A 20,476-nucleotide genomic window follows, 5' to 3' on the forward strand; every position below is an offset into this window, starting at 1 on the left:
GCAGGCGACGCACAGCGCGCCGCAGCGCTCTATGAAGCAGCGAGCAGCTGGGCGGCTTTCGCCGCGGGCGTCTGCGTGTTCGTCGCTGCTTCATAGAGCGCTGCGGCGCGCTGTGCGTCGCCTGCCGGCAGCAGACCAAGGCGAACGGCCTTGGAGATTCCGTAGGACGCGGTCAGGCTTACCTCTGCATCCTGTTGCCCGGCATTCTTGTGCAGCCATGGAGCCGCTGCACGCGCGGCGGCCTGCTTCCATGCGGCATTGTCATTCGCCGTTGCAGAATCCTTCCACTCTGCCGCGGGTGTTGCAGCGTAGCTGTCAGCGATCTCTTCCAGCAGGCGTGCGCCTTCAGGGGTTGCGCCGGGTTGTCCCGATGGCGCAGCAAGCGCCGGCTGCTTCCATGCTGCGGCATGACGTGCCTGATAGACAGGATCGTTACCGGCGCTCGCGTGCTCCAGTGCCGCGCTGTACCTGCTTTCTCCGGTGACGAGCAGGCATTCGAGCAGCGCGCGCGATGGCACGGTCGCTGCGTTCTGCTGCAGGTCGGCGTCAACGGCGGCCTGCACGGCGGCGTAGTCTGCGCCATCAGCAGTTTCGTGCCAGGCTGCAAGCATGGCATCGAGTGCGACGGCCTGCGTGTGCTCATCGCTGCTCTGCCCGGATTGCAATGAAGCGGCCACGGCTTTGCTGAGATCCTGCACCTGTGCCTGCGCGTGTTCAGACAGGGCCTGCAGCGATGTCTGCGCATGTGCGGCAGCAGCACAGGCGGCAATTGCCGTCACGGCACAAAGATTCCGGAGACTCTGCATGTCTTCTCTCCTTCGGAGATGAGCTGGTTGCGCGATTATCGCAGTGTCGACAGAGGTGCGGCGTCCATGTCGCTGTAGTCCTGGTTCTCGCCGCCCATGCCCCAGCAGAAAGCGTAGTTGCGCGTGCCCGCACCGCAGTGGATCGACCACGGTGGTGAAAGTACGACTTCGCGATCGCCGACGATGAGGTTGCGTGTCTCCTGCGGCGGCCCCATCAGATGGATGACGCGCGAGGTCTCATCGAGGTCGAAATAGAAGTAGATCTCCGAGCGGCGCTGGTGCGTGTGCGGCGGCATGGTGTTCCACACGGAGCCGGGCTCGAGCAGCGTGAAGCCCATGACCAGTTGGCTGCTGCGGATGCCCTCGAGATGGATGGCCTTATAGATGGTGCGGGCGTTCGCGGTCTCCGGCGTGCCCAGTTTTGTGCCCTTCAGCTCGGTGAAGCGTGCCACGGCGGTGGGGTGAGCGGCGTGTGCCGGATAGCTGAGCAGGTAGAAGACCGCGGGATTGGCCGCGTCTTCCGAACTGAATTCGATCGCCTGCTCGCCACGGCCGACGTAGAGGCAATCCAGGCGGGCGAGCGGATATTTCGTGCCGTTCACGGTTACATTTCCTGCCCCGCCGATGTTCAGCACCCCGAGTTCACGCCGTTCCAGGAAGAAGCTGGCGCGCAGTTCTTCCGGATTCGACAGAGAAAGCGTCGTGCCGAGCGGCACAGCGCCGCCGACGATCGCACGGTCGAGATCGGTGAGCGCGAGTGTGAGCTTGCCCGGGGTGAAGAGCCCATCGACGAGAAAGGTGGAGCGCAGCTCTTCGGTCGTCATGCCGGGATAGCGCACAGGATCGGCCATGGTGTGAAATCGCATCGTCTACTGGTCCACCTTGATGACGTAATACGTGAAGGTCTTGCCGGGCGCGACCAGCGTCTGGTGCGGTGTGCCGGGCGCGATGTGGATGATGTCGCCGGTCTGCATGCGATGCTCGGTGCCGCCGGTGATGCCGGAGCCACGTGTCTCGCCGGGCTTGGCCATGGAGGCGCCTTCGATGGTGCCGCCGGTGATCTCGGTCGCTTCTCCATCGAGCACGAAGAAAATATCTGCCGCGTGATCGTGCTGCTCCGCGCCGCCGGAGCGCGTGCGCACGGTGAGCATGGTGAAGTGGCCGGGATATTTCTTGAGCGTCACACTCGCCGTACCGGTGGGACTGGCCTTCGCCTGGCTCAGCAGGCCCGCGGCCTGGGCCTTCCACTGTTCGGAGGTGAACTCATCGAAAGGAGCCACGGGCGATGCCGGAGCGGGTGCCTGTATCGCGAGCGCGGGCCACGCGCATGTCAGCGTGAGGCAGAAGAGGAGCAGGTGCTTGCGTGATGCGGATATGCTCATGAGAGGTCCGAATCGAGTGGGGGTTTCGGGTGTGCGCGAACCATGTTCGCGCAGAGGGCAACATCTTTGCACACGCCTAAAACAACAGGCAATTTACTTCCGATGAAAGTCATCGAAACGCGGAACTAAATCGCGCACAGCATGCGGGCATAACGCGCGACGTCTTCATGCACCGCGGATTGGCCTTTTGCGTCGAGCGCTGCAAGCTGCAAAGCAAAGTTGCCGACGCTGCTGCTCTCGACCGCGCCGGTGCAAATGGTCTTTCCCGTTGCCTGCTGTGTCCATTCGCGGAGCAGTGCGTTGCGGCTGCCGCCGCCTACGAAGTAGATGCAGTCGATGGTGTGGCCTGCCAGTTCTTCGAGTTGGCCGAAAACCTTTGCATAGCGAGAGGCGAGGCTGTGGAAGATGAGCGAGGCCATCACGGGCGCGCCGGCCGGTGATTCGTCCAGCGCGGGCAGGCCATACTGTTTGCGTTGCGCGTTGATCCGCGCAGGCATGTCACCCATGCGATGCAGTTCAGGGTCGTCCACGTCGAGCGCGACATCGGGCATCTCTGTTCTGCATGCAGCTTCGCACAGGTCCTCGATGCTCCACGCCGCGCCTACCTTGCACCATGCGTCCATGCACTGCTTTAGCAGCCACATGCCGTTCATGTTCTTCTGCAGTAGATAGCGCGATCCGTCGAGACCCATGTTGGTAAATTGATGCGTTCGCGCTCGCTCGTCATTCACCGGATGATCAAGCGGTATACCGAGCAGCGACCATGTCCCGCAGCTTATATAGCCCCAGCGTCCCGCTTCGGCGGGGATGCCGGTGATGGCAGAGGCGGTGTCATGGCATGCGGGCGCGATGACCTTTGTATGCCGAAAGGCTTCGAGATCGGCCAGTGGCCCTTGCATGGAGCCAAGCACTGTTCCCGGAAGAACGATCTGTGGCATTGTCGATGCGTCGATATCTGCAGCGTTGAGAATCTCGCGCGACCACTGGCGGCTCTCAAGCTCGACCATCTGCGTGTGCGTGGCGTTGGTGTATTCGGAGACGCGTACGCCGCTCCAGCGCGCAAGCAGGCTTTCGGGAAGATTGAGCCAGCCCGTGCCTGCATCGAGCCCATCGAGCCGGTCAGCATAGAGCTGATAGAGCGTGTTCAGCGGCTGCAGCTGCAGGCCGGTGATTTCTCGCAGCCGTGCGGGTGAAATCTTCTCATGGAGCAACGGTTCTGCTGCTGCGTTGCGCTCATCGCGATAGCAAAAAGGAGCGGCCAGCGGCTGGTTCTCTGCGTTTAGGCGAACGTAATCGACGGCCCATCCATCGACTCCAACCGAGGCAATGCCTTCGGGCGCGAGGTCGGCGCAGCGGCGCATTCCCTCTTCGACTCCGGCGACGATGGCGTCATATGGCCAGCGCAGGGAGCTGTCTTCGGCCTGCACCGGGCCGTTGGGAAATCGGTGCACAAGTGAAATATGCGGTTTGCTGCCGGATTCTGATTGGGGCCAGCGGAGCAGGCTCACCCGGCAGCTCTCCGCGCCAAGGTCGACGGCAATGGTCGCCTGGCGCGGAGTGTCGTTTGCCGTGGTCTCAGACCCGCTGCTCACCGCAGGAAGGCCTCGATGAGGCCACCATCCACGGGGATGATGTGGCCGGTGGTGCAGCGTGAAAGCGGTCCGGCGAGGAACAGGATCGCCTCGGCGTTGTCCTTCGGGTCGATGGGCACGTGCGTGAGCGTGCGCTGTGCGTAGAAAGCAGCCAGTGCGTCGCGCAGTTCGTCGTCCGTCGCCGACTCTTCAAAAGGAATGCTGTACTTGCTGAGCGATGCCTTCACGCGATCACGTGGGAACATCGTCGATCCCTTGACGACGGTAGCCGGGCTGATGCCGTTGACGCGCACCAGCGGCGCCAGACCGACGGCGAGTTCGCGCACCAGGTGGCTGAGCGCGGCCTTGCTTACGTCATAGGCTTCGCTGCCGCGCTTGGGCACGACTGCGTTCGCCGAGCTGGTGAGCACCAGCGTCGCCTCGAGCCCCTGCTTCTTAAGCAGCACGTGTGCTTCTTCGGCGAGACGGAAGTTGCTGGTTACGTTGATGTCGAGCGTGAGGCCCCACTGCTCGTCGCTGATGACGCCGGTGGGCGACGAGGGGAAGATGGCCGCGGTGTTGATGATGATGTCGACACCGCCGAACTCCGCCACCGTGGCCTCGAGCGCGGCCTTGATCGCATCGCGTTTCGTGATGTCGATGGAGGTGTGGGCGACGGCTTCCTTGCCGGCGATGACCTTGCACTCATCCGCGACGCTGGCCGCGCCTGCCGTGTCGCGGTCGGCAACGACAATGTGCGCGCCGCGCTCGGCTGCGAGCAGTGCGACTTCGCGCCCGATGCCGCTGCCGCCGCCGACGATCAGTGCGATCTTGCGGCTGAGCTGCTTCTCGGGCGGCTGGCGGCGAATCTTCGCCTCTTCGAGCGCCCAGTACTCGATGCGGAAGGCCTCGCTGGGCGGCAGCGCCACGTAGTTATCGAAAACGGTGAACTGATCGGCCGTAGCAGCGGGGCCGGCCTGCGGAATCTCCTTGCAGTCGATGCCGCCGCCGAGCGCGCCTGCGCCGCGCATCACGCCGATGGCGTTGATGTAGAACTCGCCGGTGAGCCGCGCTTCCGTCTTGTTCTTGCCGAAGGTGAACATGCCCACGCCCGGCAGCAGCACCACGGTGGGGCTGGCGTCGCGCTGCTTCGGCGAGTCGGGAAGCGCGTGCTTCGTGTAGTACTCGGAGTACTCGGCGCGATAGGTCTCAAGCGCCGTTTCGATGACCGCGGGAATCGATGCCGGATCGCCGGCCGGATCCCACTTGAGGAACATGGGGCGGATCTTGGTGCGGATGAAGTGATCCGGGCAGCTTGTGCCTAAATGTGCCAGCTGCTCCGCATAGCTGGAGTTCACGAAGTCGAGCACGGATGCGGTGTCCGTGAAGGAGCCGATCCAGCGCTGCTTGCGAGAGACAGCGCCGCGCAGCACCGGCATCACCTTCGCGGCGATGGCCTTGCGCTCGTCGTGACTCTTGACCTTCGCGCCACCGAAGCGGGTGTGGCCTTCGCGGGCTTCGTGCTTCGCGATGAACTGACCGAACTGGTCGATGATGGTGATGGTGTTGAGGTAGCACTCGCGCTGCGTTTCGCCCCAGGTAAAGAGGCCGTGGCCGCCGAGCACGACGCCATCGCAGCCGGGCGTTTCGGCGACGATCTGCCGCAGCATCATGCCCAGCTCAAAGCCGGGGCGCTGCCAGGGCAGCCACGCCAGCTTGTGGCCGTACTCTTTGTTGAACTCGTCCATCTTCTGCTTGCCGTTGGCCGAGGCCGCGAGCGCGATGCCCCAGTCGGGGTGGAGATGGTCGACGTGCGGAAAGGGCAGGAAGCCGTGCAGCGGGGTATCGATGGAAGCAGCCGTGGGATTGTTGGCGAAGGTCACCAGCGGATAGAGCGCGACCATCGCGTCCTCCTCCGCCACGCCCTTGTATTGCGCTTCGAGCTGCAGCAGTCGTTCGAGATAGAGTGTCGCGAAGCCTGCGCGCTTGATGGAGCCGAGATCGCCGCCCGAACCCTTGACCCACAGCACCTTGACCGGCTTGCCGCTGACAGGATCGATCTGTTCGAGCTTCGAGCTGGTGTTGCCGCCGCCGAAGTTCGTGATCCGCAGGTCGGAGCCGAGGAGGTTGGAGCGATAACGCAGCAGTTCCGGCTCATCGAGCTTCGAGGCGACCGCGTCGTCCCACTTGTCTTCGAGAAAGTGCAGGGTCTTTACTTCGTTTAGCAATCCGCTCATCACCGCAATCCTTCCTTGCTTTTTGGCACGGTCATCATCTCACGCGAAATAACAATACGGCAAAAGTTCCTCATTTGAAATCATGAAGAAATAGAGCCACGCCGCTCTGCCTGAAAGGGATATCAGGTTTTGGGGGCGTTCGGCCAGCAATGCAGCATTTCCCATGTGCGCTTTACGGATGATTGTGGGAAGGGTGTTTGTGGCCCACTCAAGCCAGCTTCGGGCTTGAATGGGCCACCGTTGTCCTCTTGCGAACCCACGTCTCAGAATCGAGACGTGGGCACCCGGCTTCGGTCGAGGTGACAGATTCATTGTTTCGCGCCGGTTTATTCGGCGAGCGATTCCCGGGTTACGGTCCTGTGGGTAACGTAGTTGTAGGGCGGGACGGTCTGTCCGCGGAGCAGGGACATGCCCAGAACGATCAGCGCCGGTCCGTAGCTGGCAGCCTCGTGCGAGACGGTGCCGATGAGAGACGATCCGGGTCGCTTCATCTCTGCGACAGCCTCGGCAATGCAATCCTGGCCGACGACGGCGACCTGCTTCTCGCGCTTGGCCGCGCGGATGGCGGCGATCGCGCCCAGGGCGCTGGTGTCCGTGGCCGCGGCGATGAGGATGTGCCTGTCCTTCGGGTGGGCGGCGAGAAATTCGGCAACGAGCTTCTGGCTGCGATCCTTCATGCCGCGGCCGTCCATGCGGACGAAGACCTCGGGAGGGGTTTTCGGGAGCGCGCGGCGAACCGCCTCAAATGCGCCGGAGACGCGACCCTGTACCAGTTGGCCGGCTTCGGGCAGGTCGAGGCCCAGCACCCAGCTGACGCGGCTGCTCCACTGCTCTACTGCATGCTTTGCCAGAAGTTCGCCTGCCTCGAGTCCCACGCGGAAGTTGTCGACGCCAAAGTAGACAGCATTGGGGTGGGGGATATCGACGGCGATGAGCGGGATATTCGCAGCTGCGATGCGGTCGCCGATGATCGGCGCGACTTCTTCATCCACCTGCAGCTCGATGGCAAGGTCGACGCGGCGGCGGATGAGTTCCTCGGCGTTTTCGACCGCGACCTTGGGGTCGTAGCGGTTGTCGAGGACCAGCAGTTCGACACCTGCGCGGGTGGCCGCCTCTTTCAGGCTGGCTGTGACTTCATTCGAGAAGGGCATTTCGCCGCTCTGGCCGGCGAAGCCGAAGCAGAGCTTACGCTGCCGGGCTACGTGGCGATAGCTGCCGTCGGGCAGTTGGGCCACGTAACCGCGGTGCACGAAGGTCTTCATCACGCGGTAAACGGTGGTCTTCGAGAAGCGCGTCTTTGCGTGCAGCTCGGCCAGCGTCATCGGCTGCGTGGTGTTCTGCAGAATCTCGAGGACATCCAGTGCCTTGGAAAGCACCGGAATCAGGTAGAGACGTCGGTCGGTTCGCGCCAAGGCTTCCTCACCGCTCAGAGTTTTCGGCTGCGGTACCTCGGATTATAGAAGTTCCCTAATGGATTTTGTCTCGCCTGCGATTGCAAATGCCGCTCTTCTGCAGGATTGCGGCTTTTTGCTATGCGCAGGCGCTCCCATTTGTTTCCGGTTATGCGTAGGCGGAAGATCCCCCGGCGTTGCGCTCCCGGCGCTCCTCTGCGCGGCGGGCCACGTATCCGCTGGCTTCGAGAGCCGCCAGCGGGCTTTCCGCGAGGCCGCGGGTCGCACGCCATTCGCGTACCAGCGGACGCACATCGGACCAGAAGGCATCGCGGAAGAGCTCTTCGGCCGCGACGAGACTGCGGGCATCCTGGAGTTCCGCCAGCCTGGCCTGGTCGATGAGGGCCGCGCGTGCGTAGAGTTCCTGCGCGGTGACCACGCTCTGCACCATCGCCTCGACCTTGCCCTTCATGTTATGGCTCTGGTCGATCATGTAGGCCACATCGGCATCGGCGCCTTCGCCCGCGCTCAGCAACTCATGGAAGATGCGGAAGAGTTGATAAGGATCGATGGAGCCGAGCGTGAGATCGTCGTCGGCGTACTTGCGGTCATTGAAGTGGAAGCCGCCGAGCGAGCCGGTGTGCAGCAACCAGGCCACAATCTGCTCGATGTTGGTAGCCGGGGCGTGATGGCCGGTGTCGACAAGCACCTTGGCCTTTGGTCCACAGACGCGCGCGAGGTGCAGCGCCATGCCCCAGTCGGCGATGTCGGTGTGATAGAAGGCTGGCTCGAAGGGCTTGTACTCGATGAGCAGCCGCTGGCCTTCGTCGAGCTTTGCGCAGGTGGCGAGCAGCGCCTCCTCGACCCACGCGATGCGCCGCCGGACGCTCTGCGTGCCTGGATAGTTGGAGCCGTCGGGCACCCAGAGCGAGATGTCGCGCACGCCGAGTGCCTGGGATATGGCGACGGAATCGAGCAGGTGGCCGGTTGCCTTTTTCCGCACGGCCGGATCGGGGTTGGCGATGGAGCCGAACTTGTATTCCTGCTCCTGAAAGAGGTTCGGATTGATGGAGCCCGCGCGTACACCGTGCTCGGCCTCGAGCGCCCGTACCCGTGCGACATCCTTTTCGCCGTTCGGCAGATCCCACAGAACATGCAGGGCGACGGTCGGCGTGCAACCGGTGAGGCGGTTCACCTCGCCCGCGTCGGCAAATTTCTCTTCGAGCGAGGTCGCGGCGGCGGGTTGCAGGTATTTGCCGAAGCGCGTTCCGGTGTTCGCGAATCCCCAGGAGGGAATTTCGATGCGGAAGCGGTCAAGCGCCGCGAAGACCCTGCTTCGCGCGTCGCTGCCTGAAATGCCGTGCCCTTCGGTCCCGATGCTCATAGTCGTTCCGTTCCCTTCGTGGAGAGTCACCCTGTGGGATGAAGGTCTATATCTATCACAAAACAATTTCCCATATGAATCTCGTTCCGCGGCAAGCGCTGCCGGATCCGGTCGAAGCCAGGTCTATTTCAAATAGGGTATAGTTTCAGATTCGCAATACCGAACGAGTAAAAACGAACTCTGCCATCAAGAGGTTACGCCCGTGGGCGCCAATCCCGTACTCGGCATTTTGTTCCACTGGATCGGGGGCTTCTGCTCTGCGACCAACTTTATTCCTTTTCGCCGTATTCGCCGCTGGTCGTGGGAGATTTACTGGATCGTGCAGGGCGTCGCGGCGTGGCTCGTTGCGCCGCTTCTGGTCGCGTCGCTCTTCGTCCCGCATGTCTTCACGATCCTGCGCAACTCGCCGCATAGCGCCATCGGCTATGCGATTCTCTTCGGCGTGCTGTGGGGCATCGGCGGGCTCACCTTCGGGCTCTCGGTCCGTTACCTGGGGATCGGTCTCGGCTATGCCATCTCGCTCGGCCTTTGCACCGCCTTCGGTACGCTGATTCCGCCGATCTACGCGGGAACGATGGGCTCGATTGTGCATACGCCTTCGGGCCGCATGGTCATGCTCGGCATCGGTGTCTGCCTTGCCGCGGTGGTGGTGAACGGCTTTGCCGGTTGGTCGAAGGAGCGCGAGGTTACGCCGGAGGACAAGCTCGAGGCGGGCGAAAGCGAGTACTCGCTGTTGCGCGGCGTTTCGGTGGCCATCTTCGCCGGGGTCATGAGCTCATGCTTTAACTTTGGCCTCACGGCCGGCGCGCCGATCGGGCAGGTGGCTTCGCGGGAGCTGCAGGCCGCGGGCAGACTGCAGATCTGGCACAACCTGCCGGTGCTGATCGTGGTGCTCTGGGGCGGGTTCCTGACGAACCTCGTATGGTCGGTGATCCTGATTTTGAAGAACCGTTCAGCGCGGCAGTTCGCGGGGCAGCCGGGCCATAACCCGATGCGCGCCGGGCACCTGACCGGCGAGACGATGCTGCATGTCGATCCGCGCGAGCTGATCCAGCGCATCGCTCCCGGCATCCTGGCGCAGAACTACCTCTTTGCGGCGAGTGCGGGCATCATCTGGTACTTCCAGTTCTTCTTCTACTCGCTCGGGCAGACGAAGATGGGCCGCTACGACTTCTCATCGTGGACGCTGCACATGGCGTCGATCATCATCTTCGCCACGCTTTGGGGACTGGCATTTCGCGAATGGCGCGGCACGTCGCTGCGCACGCGCGTATTGGTCTCGGTAGGCCTCTTCGCGCTGATCGGCTCGACGCTGATCGTTGGGTATGGGAACTATCTGCAGACGCAGTAGGGATAGGAGATTTACTCGAGGACATGAGAACGGAAGTTATAGGGAAGAAGGTTGACCTGCTTTTTGGTAGAGGCTAAGTCTATACCAAAAGCGTCAGCCGTTGGAAGCAGGCTTAATGGGCGTTACCTGTTTAGATTGAACTTGGAACATTGATTGTAGTCTCAAGATATGTCGGGCGTTGTTCACCATTGGCCAGACCGCCATCATGCTCCAGAAGCAGGAGAATAATCCAAGTAGTTGCATTGTCGAGCGGTGCTCGTTCAAATAGGCGCAAGGCACCATCAATATAGCCGAGCCTATAAATATGAGATTGGTGACAACGAATGCCATCTGAATTGGCTCAAGTGCGTTACGCGAAGCGAGCCACTTCCCGAATTCTGATGCTGCGAGAAAAAAGAGGCCAGCCCAGATAGCGACCGAAGCTGCGAACAGATAGAGCAATATGGATAAACAGTTGATCGCTTGGGCGTGCATGAATAGAGCACAGTTCTTTGCCCCACAAAAGTTTACGATGAGCGAGAGTAGTAGGCATGCGCGAAGGGGCTCTACGAGATAAGTCCGCACTGTCGCTGCTTTAGTCATCGCGATCACTGAGGCTATGGCCGAGGGAACATCTCGTCTATCTTGTCCAGAATCATGCCTGCTGCCCTTGATGGTACTCCTTTGGTTGAAGAGAGGTCACGCACCGCCTCCGTATATCCACGGAGGTTTTCAATGCGAGCCACATCGTCCCTAATGGAGAATTTTTCGGGTTTATTGTCTGCGGTATACCCTCGAAGATGGATATTCCCATTCCGATAGCCATCCAAGGCCATCTCTAACGTCGAACTTGGTAGTGTTCCGTCTTCCATATTCAAGCCTCGGTCGCTACGCATGTCCTGAGTCAGATCGCGAATACCTCCACGCTGCATAGCCTCATAAAGTTCCGCAAAGAGTGGGTTTAAGTCCGGGTTCGGGATAGCTAGAGTGGCCTGAATACGAGTGATTCGTGTAAGTCTACGTATCCTCGCATACACCGCATCCCTCGGCGGTATAGGTACGAGTCGCACCATCGAAGAAAATTCGGCCCAGCGAGCCGCTTGCCTAAGGATGGTTTCCATTGCCTGTAGCCACTTGCGGCGTTGCTGCATTATGGAAGCAACATCTTCGATTGCGACGATATGGCGATCCATATCGATGATGACATCTGCTGTTTGGGCTAGCGGGGGGCTAAATGCTGAGGTTCCAAGAACGACCCCATTAGAGCTAACTATCTTTCCAGACCTCGATATCGTCTCATGTGCGAAAGTCAAGAATATGAAGTTCCTGTCTTTCGCGATGACGGAGCCACCCCGTAGATCCCTTAGGGACCATTTCCAACGTGATCGATGGCTGTGCTGCGGATAATCGGCTCGCTCACTGACGGCCTCTTGCAGCACGCGAACCAAATCCTCATTACTGCGAACAGGATTATGGAACAAAATCTCGCGGTCGACGAAATTTAACCTGTACAGGAGAAACTCAGGGTCTTTCATGATATTGCGATAAGAATACTGGTAGAGAATGATTCGCAGAAGTCGAATCTTTGGCTAGTTGCAGAACACGGTATCTCCCCCTCGATTTTCAAGGGAGGATTCCAGTGCGGCTTCTGCGGGGCTGTCCGAAGTCTGTAATGATATGTCCTCTTAACTTTACTAATCCCGCTTGCTCTTATGCTGGGCGCGCTCGCGCCAAGTAGTGCTGAGCCGTAGCGACTCTCGTTTGCGAGAGCATCGCTACGGCCAGAGTTGAATCGTCCTGTTCTCTACAGCGTCTTATCGTCCACCTTATTGAGGGTCGCATCCGCAGCCGCGCGGCTGATGCGCACGCGCAGATCGCTCACATCTCTTAGGCGGAAGGCGGGCTGGCCGGTGGGCGCGGTGACGGCGGTGAAGTCGGCGCGTTCCACGTCGTGGAGATAGAAGGCCGGGCGTGGGTCGGGTGTCATGGCCGCGACCTCGGTGTGGCTGACCTCGAGACGCTTCACATGGCGGAAGAAGAAGCCATGCGCGGGCATGGGGCCGAACATGCCGGGGTCCGGATACTTCTCCACCTCTTCCGGCGGGGTAATGTCCGCGTAGCTGGACGGCGCGCCGCCCTGATGCTCGAGGAAGACATTCGCGATGCGGAGATCTTCGATAGCCGCCTGCGGAATGCCGGAGGCGATGGCGCACAGCTTCGAGGCCGAGTTGTAGCTGACCACGTTGTCGATGAGCACGCGCCGGAGTGTGCCGATCTTCGTTGTCTCTTTCGGTCCGCGCAGGCGCGCGCCGAGCCGGAGGAAGAGTGGCGAGGTCGTGAGGTCGCGCATGGTGATGTTGGTGACTGCGATGTCTTCGAGCAGAGCGCCGTCTTCACTTTCGAGTGCAAGGCCCTGGCAGCCCTCGAAGACGCAGTTCGAAATGGTGATGTTGCGGAAGCCGCCATTCGACTCCGTGCCGCACTTGATGCGTCCGGTGCGGAAGGGACGCCACTCCGGTGGTTCCTGTCCGGTGAACTTCTTGAATGTGCCGTCGAGCACGGTGCCGAGCTGATAGGTACCGGTGACGTAGCAGTTGGTAATGGACACATTGTCAGTGGAGCGCGCATAGCCGAGCGCGTAGCTCGACTTCGGGCAGATGCCGTCATCCCACGGCGAATTCACCACGCAGTTCGAGACGCGCACATTGCGGCAGCAATCGATGTCCATCCCGTCGCGATCGGTGTCGATGGTGAGGTTGTCGATGGTGAGGTTATCGACGCCGGTGAGCAGCAGGCCGAAGTGGCCGCCTTTGAGGATGGCGAAGTCGCGCAGCAGGACGTTGCGGCTGTTCTTGAGCGCGATGGCCTTGTTGCCTACGCCCGGCTGCTCGGCAATGTAGGCAAAGCCCAGCTGCACATGATCACGTCCGCTGGAAAGGCCGCGTCCCCAGATAAGCCCGGGCCCGGTGATGGCGACATTGTCGAGGTTCTCGCCCCAGATCAGCGAATTGTGCCAGTGGTTATGGCCGAAGTCCTGGAAGGCCTCCCATGGCGCATTCGATTCGGCTGCGTCGTAGGTGCCACCGTTGTAGCCAGTGCTCTCGCCGGTCTTTGGCGAATCCGCGGCGATGATGGCCGAGCCTGCGGCAAGCGAAAGATGCACGTGGCTCTTGAGGCGCAGGGAGAAGCAGAGGTAGCTGCCGGCGGGAAAGAAGACGGTGCCCCCGCCGGCTGCGGCCGCGGCCTCGATGGCGCGATTGATGGCCGGGCTGTCGACGGTCTTGCCGTCGCCCGAGGCTCCAAACTGCCGGACGTTGAATTGCGCAAAAGCGCCTTCCGTAGCGGAAGACATGCTGCCTGTTTGTGTTTTGCCGGAAGCCATGGCGAGGGCAGGCGCCGCGGTGGCAGCCAGGCCTATGCCGGAGAAGCGCAGCAGGTCGCGCCGCGTCGCGTCAAAGAACATCCATCCTCTCCTGTTGTGCCGTTGTTGCAGGCCATCGCACGTTCACTGCATGCGCGGCCTGCGTCTCTTCTGCGTTCTCCAGCATACACGCGGGTCGTGGGAACCTGCAGCGGGCCACGCGTGTCCAAAGGGAGAGAGGAAGGATGCACAGGGGAAGCGCTGTAAAATTTTATGGAGCGGTTTTTCCCTTCGCTCCGTCTCATAGACAACGCGGTTACGCTCGCAATGCCATGGTCCCGGCGAAGCGAGGATGTGTTTGATCTTCTGCTTTGCTTTCGCGGCGAACTTCGCTGCTTCCTGACGCGTACCTGATCCGTGCTCCAGATGTAACCCATATTCACTCTGCCCGAGACTCTGTCGAAGGAGCCTGACGCACCTCTATGCGCCGTTCTCGCTCTGTTTTCTGCTGTTGCGCCCTATGGTTGGTAGCGCTTGCATCGTTCGTCTCCGGACACCCGGCTTATGCCCAGGGTCCGATGGCCACTACCGATAACCCCGGTTCCACGACCGGTTCCATTACCGGCACCATTGTCGATCCCACCGGGGCGCTGATTCCTGGCGCTACCATTAATGCCGAGCAGTCCGGCAACGTGGTTGCTTCCGCGACCACCGATAGCGAAGGACATTACACGATTCCGGCCCTTACGCCCGGCTGCTACACCCTCGATGCCACCGCTGTCGGCTTCCAGGAGATGCATGCGGACAGCGTCTGCGTTGCGGCTGGCGCAGCCCAGCGCAAGTCCCTCACACTGCCGATCGAGGTGCAGAAGCAGCAGGCGGTCGTGAACGACAGCGAGCTGGATACCAATCCGGCCAATAACGGCAGTGCGATCGTGCTCAAGGGCGCGGCCCTCGATGCGCTCTCCAGCGACCCGACCGAGTTACAGCAGGAACTCACCGCGATGGCGGGCCCGAATCCGCAGGGAGGCAACGCGCAGTTCTATGTCGACGGTTTCTCCAGCGGCAAGCTCCCGCCCAAGTCGTCGATCCGCGAGATCCGCATCAACCAGAATCCGTACTTTTCGCAATACGACCAGATGGGCTGGGGCCGCGTCGATATCTTCACCAAGCCCGGATCGGAAAAGCTCACAGGTGGCCTCTACATTCAGGGCAACGATTCGTCGTTCAACACCAGCAACCCGTTTATTGCGGATCAGCCTCCGTACTACTCCTACATGCTCGACGGCAATGTGAGCGGGCCGGTCAACAAATGGTCTGCCTATCGAGGAGAGGTCTTCCATCAGCATGCGGTCAACGACTCCGTGGTCGATGCCGTGGTTCTCGATTCGAACCTGAACCAGGTGGCGTACAGGCTGGCTGCCATCTCGCCGACGAACACCCTCAGCTTCAACCCGGAATATGACTTCCAGGCCGGCAAGGTGCAGACCATCAAGCTGCGCTACGGCTATAACCGGACGACCGCCACGAACAGCGGAGTCAGCCAGTTCGCTCTGCCGTCGCAGGCGATTGATACCGAAAACACCGAGCAGTCGCTCGAGTTCATCGACACGCAGATCTACGGCACGCACGTCATCAATCAGACGAACTTCCAGTACGTTCGCGACCGGAATAACCAGACGCCCACGAACAACACGCCGACCATCACGGTGCAGGGTGGATTCACCGGCGGCGGCAACAATACCGGCATCAATCGCGATAACCAGGACCATTACGAGTTCCAGGATTATCTCGATGTTGAACATGGCAAGCATGAGTTCTACGCAGGCTTCCGGCTGCGCGATGTGCGCGACGCGAACGTCTCGACGGCCAACTTCAATGGCAATTACACCTTTGCCTCGATTGCGGCCTACCAGATTACCGAGCAGGGGCTGGCTGCCGGAAAGAGCGCGGCGGAGATTCGGGCCGAGGGCGGCGGCGCCAGCCTCTTTTCGCAAACCGTGGGCGCGCCCGGCATCGCGGTGAACCTGTTCGATGCCGGTGTGTATCTCGAAGAGAGCTGGAAGCCAACCAAGGACTTCAGCATGAACCTGGGCGTGCGCTATGAGACGCAGACGGATATCTCCGACCACGCCGACTTCGCGCCGCGCCTGCAGTTCGGCTGGTCCATCCCGGGCGGCAAGAACAAGCCTCCGCGCGCGGTGATCCGCGCCGGCTACGGCATGTTCTACACGCGCTTTGCCTCGACGAACGTTTTGCAGGCCCGCCGTCAGAATGGCGTCGAACAGGTGGGCTATTCGGTGACGGATCCGGACTTCTTTCCGGAGACCTGTGGCACCACTCCGGCCATCTGCTCGAGCGCGTCGGCCAGTTCGCCGACGATCTTCAGCATCAATCCCTACCTGCGCGCGCCGTATACGTCGATTGTGGATCTCGGGATCGACAAACCGCTGGGCAAGCACGCCGGCATCTCGGCAAATTTTCTCGACATCCAGGGCACGCACGACTTTCTTACCCGCAATATCAACGCGCCTTTACCGGGCACCTATAACCCCGACGATCCGACGAGCGGCGTGCGCCCGCTGGGAACCAACGAAAATATCTACCAGTACGAGTCCGAGGGCGCATCGGAGCGGAAGATCTTTTTCCTGAATGGCCATGTGCAGGTGAAAAAGGTCATGCTGTTTGCGGCCTATGCGCTGGGCAAGGCCGAGGCCAATACCGCCGGCATTTCGAGCTTTCCTTCCAATTCGTATGACCTGCACGTGGATTATGGGCGCGCCTCGGATGATGTGCGGCAACGCGCATTCCTGTTCAGCAATCTGACACTGCCGGGAAAGGTCAGCCTGAGCCCGATGCTGATCTACAGTTCGAGCGCCCCCTTCAACATCACCACCGGTACCGACCTGAACGGCGACACGGAGTTCAACGATCGTCCGGCCTTCGCGACCGACCTGACGCGATCGAGCGTCTACAAAACGAAGTGGGGCAACTTTGACGCCGATCCGATTGCCGGACAGAAAATCATCCCGATCAATTACGGAAAAGGCCCGGACCAACTGGAGGCGGATCTCAGGCTGAGCCGTGGCTTCCAGTTCGGACCGAAGGTGAAGAGCGACGGCCCTCCGCCTCCGCCACCGGCCAAGGATGCGAAGCCAGGCGCAAAGCCCGTCAAGCCGGAGATCGAGCGGAAGTACAAACTCAGCTTCGGCGCGCGCGCCAGCAACTTCGTGAACAAGGTAAACCTGGCGCCGCCCGTCGGCGTGCTCGATTCGCCGCTCTTCGGCACCTCGACGGCGCTCAATTCGGGCTTCGGCGGAAGCTCAGGCTCGGCCAACCGTACCGTTGTGCTGTTCACGGATTTCAACTTCTAAGCAGCCGCTTCGCAAGAGAAGGAGCAGACAAGGCCCGCAGGCGAGATCGCTGCGGGCTTTTCTCTTGGCGTGGCGAAGATTACGCTTCGGGCTCGAACTCGACTTCCGGGCCGGTCCACCATGCGCTGAGCGCGTTGTAGGGCTGGGTCACGAAGGTGGCGGCGAGGCGCGGCATCTGCTTCATGTCGTCGAGGAGGGAACGGCTGTCGTCGCCGACCAGCAGTGCTCCGTTCTGCATCACGTGCCAGTGGAACATGCCGGAGACAACGGTGAAGATGACCGCGCCGATGCCGAGCGCGCGCATGTTGCCGTGGTCGAGCCAGAGGTGCAGCGCCGAGTCGGCGGCGAGCGAGCCGAGCGGGATCGCCAGGACGGTGATGGTCCAGGCCAGGCGGACTGGACGCACGCCGAGTGCCTGCTGCTGCCAGGCCGAGAAGACCCCGGCGGTGAGCAGGACGTAGGCGGCTTCGACCGCGCCGAAGTGTTCGCGCTGATGGAGTGAGCTGTGAGCGAGCGCCGCCATGCAGGCGCCGGCCCGGAAAACCGCCGTAATCAGCGCCGCCTTCCAGTTCCAGTGCGTGAGTGGGTAGAGCCAGGCGTTCCGCATGTTGTTATTACGCCTGAGTTCGACCGGAGCTCTGTCAAAAAAAGGTAACAATCGCAGCAATTTATTGCATATGTGCACGAAAAGGCGACAGAACTGGCCGTCCAGGCGTTGCGCCTTCGGCCCTCGCTCCCTCTGGTCGCGACGCTAACCGCGCGGCATGTTGCCTTCGTTAGCTCGCTCCCGTTGCGAGCTCAAACTATCATTCCGACCGAAGCGGCCGCGGCCGCGCAGCGGAGGAGCCTGCAGTTCTCCTCACAAAGCGAGGACGAGGGTGCCCCGTCCAAGGTCCGCTTGGGCGGAAGGCGGCAGTTTTCAAATTAGGATGAGGAACCGCAGGTTCCTCCACTCCGCTTCTCCACCCCATTGCGCCAACTACCGGCGCGATGGGGACCCCGGTTCGCTTCGGTTGGAATGACAAATCCTTCTATCTGAGCCCTAGGAGATCACCGCGACCTTGGCTCGCTTGCCTACGCGCAGGGTGATGCGGACGTTGCCGTTCAGGGCGAACTGGGCCTGCTTATAGACCTCGCCATCGATACGGACCGCGCCTTCCTTCACCTTGCGGTCGGCCTCGGAGGACGAGGCGGCGAGCCCGGAAGCGGTGAGCAGTTTCGTCACGCGGATGCGGTTTTCGGCGTCGGGGTTCAGGTCGGAGGCGGCGATGGCCACTTCCTCGAGGCCTTCGACGTCGTCGCTCTTCTGCTGGAACTGGCGGGCCCAGTTCTCGTCCGCGGCCAGGGCCGCTTCTTCCGAGTGGAATCCGGCGACGATGGTGCGGGCGAGGCGCTTCTTGGCCTCCATGGGGTGCAGCGCGTCTGCGGCCACATCGGCCTGCATGGCGTCGATCTCCGACTGGCGGAGGTCGGTGAGCAGGGTCCAGTAGCGCCACATCAGCTCGTCGCTGATGGACATGAGCTTGCCGTACATCTCCTGCGCCGGCTCGTGGATGCCGATGAAGTTGCCGTAGGACTTCGACATCTTCTGCACGCCGTCCAGGCCTTCGATGATCGGCGTCATCAGCACGATCTGCGGCTGCTGGCCGAAATCGCGTTGCAGTTCGCGGCCTGCGAGCAGGTTGAACTTCTGATCGGTGCCGCCCAGCTCGACGTCGGATTCGAGGGCGACCGAATCGTAGCCCTGTGCCAGCGGATAGAGGAACTCATGCAGCGAAATGGGCTGCTCGTTCTGGAAGCGGGCATGGAAGTCCGCGCGCTCGAGCATCTGCGAGACGGTGAACTTCGCCGCGAGGCGGATCAGACCCTCGAAGCCGAGCGTGCCCAGCCATTCGGAGTTGAAGCGAACCTCGGTCTTTTCGCGGTCGAGAATCTGGAAGACCTGGTCGGTATAGGTCTTTGCGTTTGCGTCGATCTGCTCCCGGGTGAGCGGCTTGCGCGTGACGGAGCGGCCGGTGGGGTCGCCGATCAGCGAGGTGTAATCGCCGATGAGGAAGATCACGGTGTGGCCGAGATCCTGAAAGTGCTTGAGCTTGCGCATCAGCACCGTGTGGCCGAGGTGCAGGTCGGGTGCGGTCGGGTCAAAGCCCGCCTTCACGCGCAGCGGTTTGCCGGTCTTCCGCGACTGCTCGAGGCGCTCGCGCAGGTCGGAGACGCGGATGATTTCCGCCGCCCCTTTTTCAAGCAGGTCCATCTGCTCGTCTACAGGAAGAAAATGTGTCATCGCTTTCTATAATAGTGACCAGTGCAGCCGGTGGTACCTATGGTGCTTGCGGTTTGCGGTTCCCGCGTTTTACTCTCCTGTCGCTTTGTAGAATCAAAGGGTCAGGCCTCGCAGCCGCGCACACCTGTTCGTTTTGCTTCACTTTGCCCCACGCGGCTCTCTTCCTTGGCCTTATTTCCCCCAGGATGTGAATCTGCGTATGGAACTGTGGACGGAATACGAAGGAACAACCATTGACGGCGCTTTTCCGCTGAATCGCCTGCTGCAGCCGGAAGGCCGCAGCGCGCTCTTCGCCACCTCGGATGGGCAGGGCTCGCCCCGTATCCTTCGCCTCGTTGAATCCCATTTCGATGACGACGAAATCCTTGCCCGCTGGCGGGGCGTCGCCGCGCTCCACCATCCTCACCTGCTGCGCCTCGACGATTTCGGCAAGGTCACGCTCGATGAGACGGCGCTGGTCTATGCGGTGATGGAGCCCTCGGATGCAAATCTCGGCGAGGTGCTCGTCAACCAGAAGCTCTCCCAGGCCGAGACCCGGCAGCTGGCCGAGAGCGTGGCTTCGGCGCTCGAGGCGCTGCACTCCCATGGATTTGTGCATGAGCACGTGGAGCCGGCGAGCATTCTCGCGGTCGGCGAGGTGGTAAAGCTGCGCAGCGACTGCATCCGCGAAGCCCCGGAGGGCGCGGAAGGTCAGGCGTTGAAGCATCGGGACGTCGAAAACCTGTGCGTGGTGCTGCTGCAGGCGCTCACGGGGGCCAGGACGATCGAGACTGCCGGGCCACTGCCCGCACCCTTCGATCGCGTGATCCTCAAGGGCATCCGCGGAGAGTGGGGAGCGGCGGAGATCATTTCGACCCTGAAGCCGCCTGCGCCAATTGCTCCTGTGGCCTCTGTTGCCGCGGCACCGGTCGCCGCTGCGGCTCCGGCTGTAGCCGCGGCCTCGACTCAGGCAGCCAGCGCTCCTGCTGCTGCTGTTTCCCCGGTTTCTGCTCCTCCGGCTTCCGTTTCCCCCGTTTCTGCTTCCCCCGTTTCTGCTTCTCAGTCCGCTCCCCGTCCGGCCGTGGCTCCGGCATCGGCCGCATCGGCGCGCACGAGTACTCCTGCCGCTGGCTCGGCCTCTGGATCGACGTGGCAGGCCGATCCGGAATCGCGCTCCGCCGCGCGGGTGGCGCTGATGGCGGGCGGTGTGCTGGCGATCCTGCTCTGCCTGTGGCTGGGCTGGAGGGTTCTGCATCACACCTCGGCACCTGCCGCTGCGGCGTCACCAAAGGTCACCGTGGAGCCGGCTGCTGCTCCGGCAGCGGAGCAGCCGGAGCTTCAAAAGTATTGTCCCATCAGTCTTAAATTCTATGCTCC

The 20,476-nt window shown here is 61.6% G+C and carries 14 protein-coding genes; 3 read left to right on the top strand and 11 right to left on the bottom strand.

Annotation, left to right across the window (positions count from 1 at the left end):
* Positions 1–29 precede the first annotated feature (29 nt).
* From QM649_RS18150 to QM649_RS18180, 7 genes are all read right to left on the bottom strand, one after another.
* Entirely contained in the window at positions 30–806 is a 777-nt protein-coding gene (locus QM649_RS18150) for a hypothetical protein (RefSeq protein WP_415200488.1), read from the bottom strand.
* Positions 807–841: 35 nt separating this feature from the next.
* Entirely contained in the window at positions 842–1,672 is an 831-nt protein-coding gene (kduI, locus tag QM649_RS18155; RefSeq protein WP_415200489.1) for a 5-dehydro-4-deoxy-D-glucuronate isomerase, read from the bottom strand.
* Positions 1,673–1,675: 3 nt separating this feature from the next.
* On the bottom strand, positions 1,676–2,188 hold the full coding sequence (locus QM649_RS18160; RefSeq protein ID WP_415200490.1) for a cupin domain-containing protein: 513 nt from the start codon (positions 2,186–2,188) through the stop codon (positions 1,676–1,678).
* Between the two features lie 125 nt (positions 2,189–2,313).
* Entirely contained in the window at positions 2,314–3,780 is a 1,467-nt protein-coding gene (locus QM649_RS18165) for a rhamnulokinase (protein ID WP_415200491.1), read from the bottom strand.
* Complete coding sequence (locus QM649_RS18170) at positions 3,777–5,996, bottom strand: bifunctional rhamnulose-1-phosphate aldolase/short-chain dehydrogenase (RefSeq protein ID WP_415200492.1); 2,220 nt, start codon at positions 5,994–5,996, stop codon at positions 3,777–3,779. Before QM649_RS18170 ends, QM649_RS18165 begins: the two co-directional genes overlap by 4 nt.
* Positions 5,997–6,322: 326 nt before the next feature.
* On the bottom strand, positions 6,323–7,408 hold the full coding sequence (locus QM649_RS18175) for a substrate-binding domain-containing protein (RefSeq protein WP_415200493.1): 1,086 nt from the start codon (positions 7,406–7,408) through the stop codon (positions 6,323–6,325).
* A 148-nt stretch (positions 7,409–7,556) separates the two neighbouring features.
* Positions 7,557–8,771, bottom strand: a complete 1,215-nt coding sequence (locus tag QM649_RS18180) for a TIM barrel protein (protein ID WP_415200494.1) — start codon at positions 8,769–8,771, stop codon at positions 7,557–7,559.
* A 202-nt stretch (positions 8,772–8,973) separates the two neighbouring features.
* Here QM649_RS18180 and QM649_RS18185 point away from each other — a divergent pair, with 202 nt between their 5' ends.
* The gene (locus tag QM649_RS18185) at positions 8,974–10,122 is read left to right on the top strand and encodes an L-rhamnose/proton symporter RhaT (protein WP_415200495.1); all 1,149 of its coding nucleotides are present in this window, start codon (positions 8,974–8,976) and stop codon (positions 10,120–10,122) included.
* 596 nt (positions 10,123–10,718) lie between these two features.
* On the opposite strand, the gene QM649_RS18190 is transcribed toward QM649_RS18185, so the two are convergent.
* Both QM649_RS18190 and QM649_RS18195 read right to left on the bottom strand, forming a co-directional pair.
* Entirely contained in the window at positions 10,719–11,636 is a 918-nt protein-coding gene (locus QM649_RS18190; RefSeq protein WP_415200496.1) for a hypothetical protein, read from the bottom strand.
* A 269-nt stretch (positions 11,637–11,905) separates the two neighbouring features.
* Positions 11,906–13,564 carry a glycoside hydrolase family 28 protein gene (locus QM649_RS18195; RefSeq protein WP_415200497.1) on the bottom strand — a complete coding sequence of 553 codons (1,659 nt, stop codon included), beginning with the start codon at positions 13,562–13,564 and terminating at the stop codon, positions 11,906–11,908.
* Positions 13,565–13,944: 380 nt separating this feature from the next.
* Here QM649_RS18195 and QM649_RS18200 point away from each other — a divergent pair, with 380 nt between their 5' ends.
* Positions 13,945–16,836 (top strand): carboxypeptidase regulatory-like domain-containing protein, encoded by a 2,892-nt coding sequence (locus QM649_RS18200; RefSeq protein WP_415200498.1) that lies wholly within the window; start codon positions 13,945–13,947, stop codon positions 16,834–16,836.
* A 79-nt stretch (positions 16,837–16,915) separates the two neighbouring features.
* Here the strand turns inward: QM649_RS18200 and QM649_RS18205 are convergent, their stop codons facing one another.
* Both QM649_RS18205 and tyrS read right to left on the bottom strand, forming a co-directional pair.
* Entirely contained in the window at positions 16,916–17,443 is a 528-nt protein-coding gene (locus QM649_RS18205; protein WP_415200499.1) for a hypothetical protein, read from the bottom strand.
* A gap of 435 nt (positions 17,444–17,878) precedes the next feature.
* The gene (gene tyrS / locus QM649_RS18210; protein WP_415200500.1) at positions 17,879–19,120 is read right to left on the bottom strand and encodes a tyrosine--tRNA ligase; all 1,242 of its coding nucleotides are present in this window, start codon (positions 19,118–19,120) and stop codon (positions 17,879–17,881) included.
* Between the two features lie 199 nt (positions 19,121–19,319).
* On the opposite strand from tyrS, the gene QM649_RS18215 reads away from it, so the two are divergent.
* Positions 19,320–20,476, top strand: a 1,157-nt coding sequence (locus QM649_RS18215) for a hypothetical protein (RefSeq protein WP_415200501.1), incomplete at its 3' end; no start/stop codon positions are given.

Source organism: Silvibacterium sp. (genome assembly GCF_047605705.1).
Taxonomy (GTDB): Bacteria; Acidobacteriota; Terriglobia; order Terriglobales; family Acidobacteriaceae; genus Silvibacterium.

Bases quoted from the DNA above. Each gene is read 5' to 3' on its own strand.
- QM649_RS18205 (WP_415200499.1), bottom strand. From the start codon at position 17,443: ATGCGGAACGCCTGGCTCTACCCACTCACGCACTGGAACTGGAAGGCG.
- QM649_RS18180 (WP_415200494.1), bottom strand. From the start codon at position 8,771: ATGAGCATCGGGACCGAAGGGCACGGCATTTCAGGCAGCGACGCGCGA.
- QM649_RS18160 (WP_415200490.1), bottom strand. From the start codon at position 2,188: ATGAGCATATCCGCATCACGCAAGCACCTGCTCCTCTTCTGCCTCACG.
- tyrS (WP_415200500.1), bottom strand. From the start codon at position 19,120: ATGACACATTTTCTTCCTGTAGACGAGCAGATGGACCTGCTTGAAAAA.
- QM649_RS18190 (WP_415200496.1), bottom strand. From the start codon at position 11,636: ATGAAAGACCCTGAGTTTCTCCTGTACAGGTTAAATTTCGTCGACCGC.
- QM649_RS18170 (WP_415200492.1), bottom strand. From the start codon at position 5,996: ATGAGCGGATTGCTAAACGAAGTAAAGACCCTGCACTTTCTCGAAGAC.
- kduI (WP_415200489.1), bottom strand. From the start codon at position 1,672: ATGCGATTTCACACCATGGCCGATCCTGTGCGCTATCCCGGCATGACG.
- QM649_RS18150 (WP_415200488.1), bottom strand. From the start codon at position 806: ATGCAGAGTCTCCGGAATCTTTGTGCCGTGACGGCAATTGCCGCCTGT.
- QM649_RS18200 (WP_415200498.1), top strand. From the start codon at position 13,945: ATGCGCCGTTCTCGCTCTGTTTTCTGCTGTTGCGCCCTATGGTTGGTA.
- QM649_RS18195 (WP_415200497.1), bottom strand. From the start codon at position 13,564: ATGTTCTTTGACGCGACGCGGCGCGACCTGCTGCGCTTCTCCGGCATA.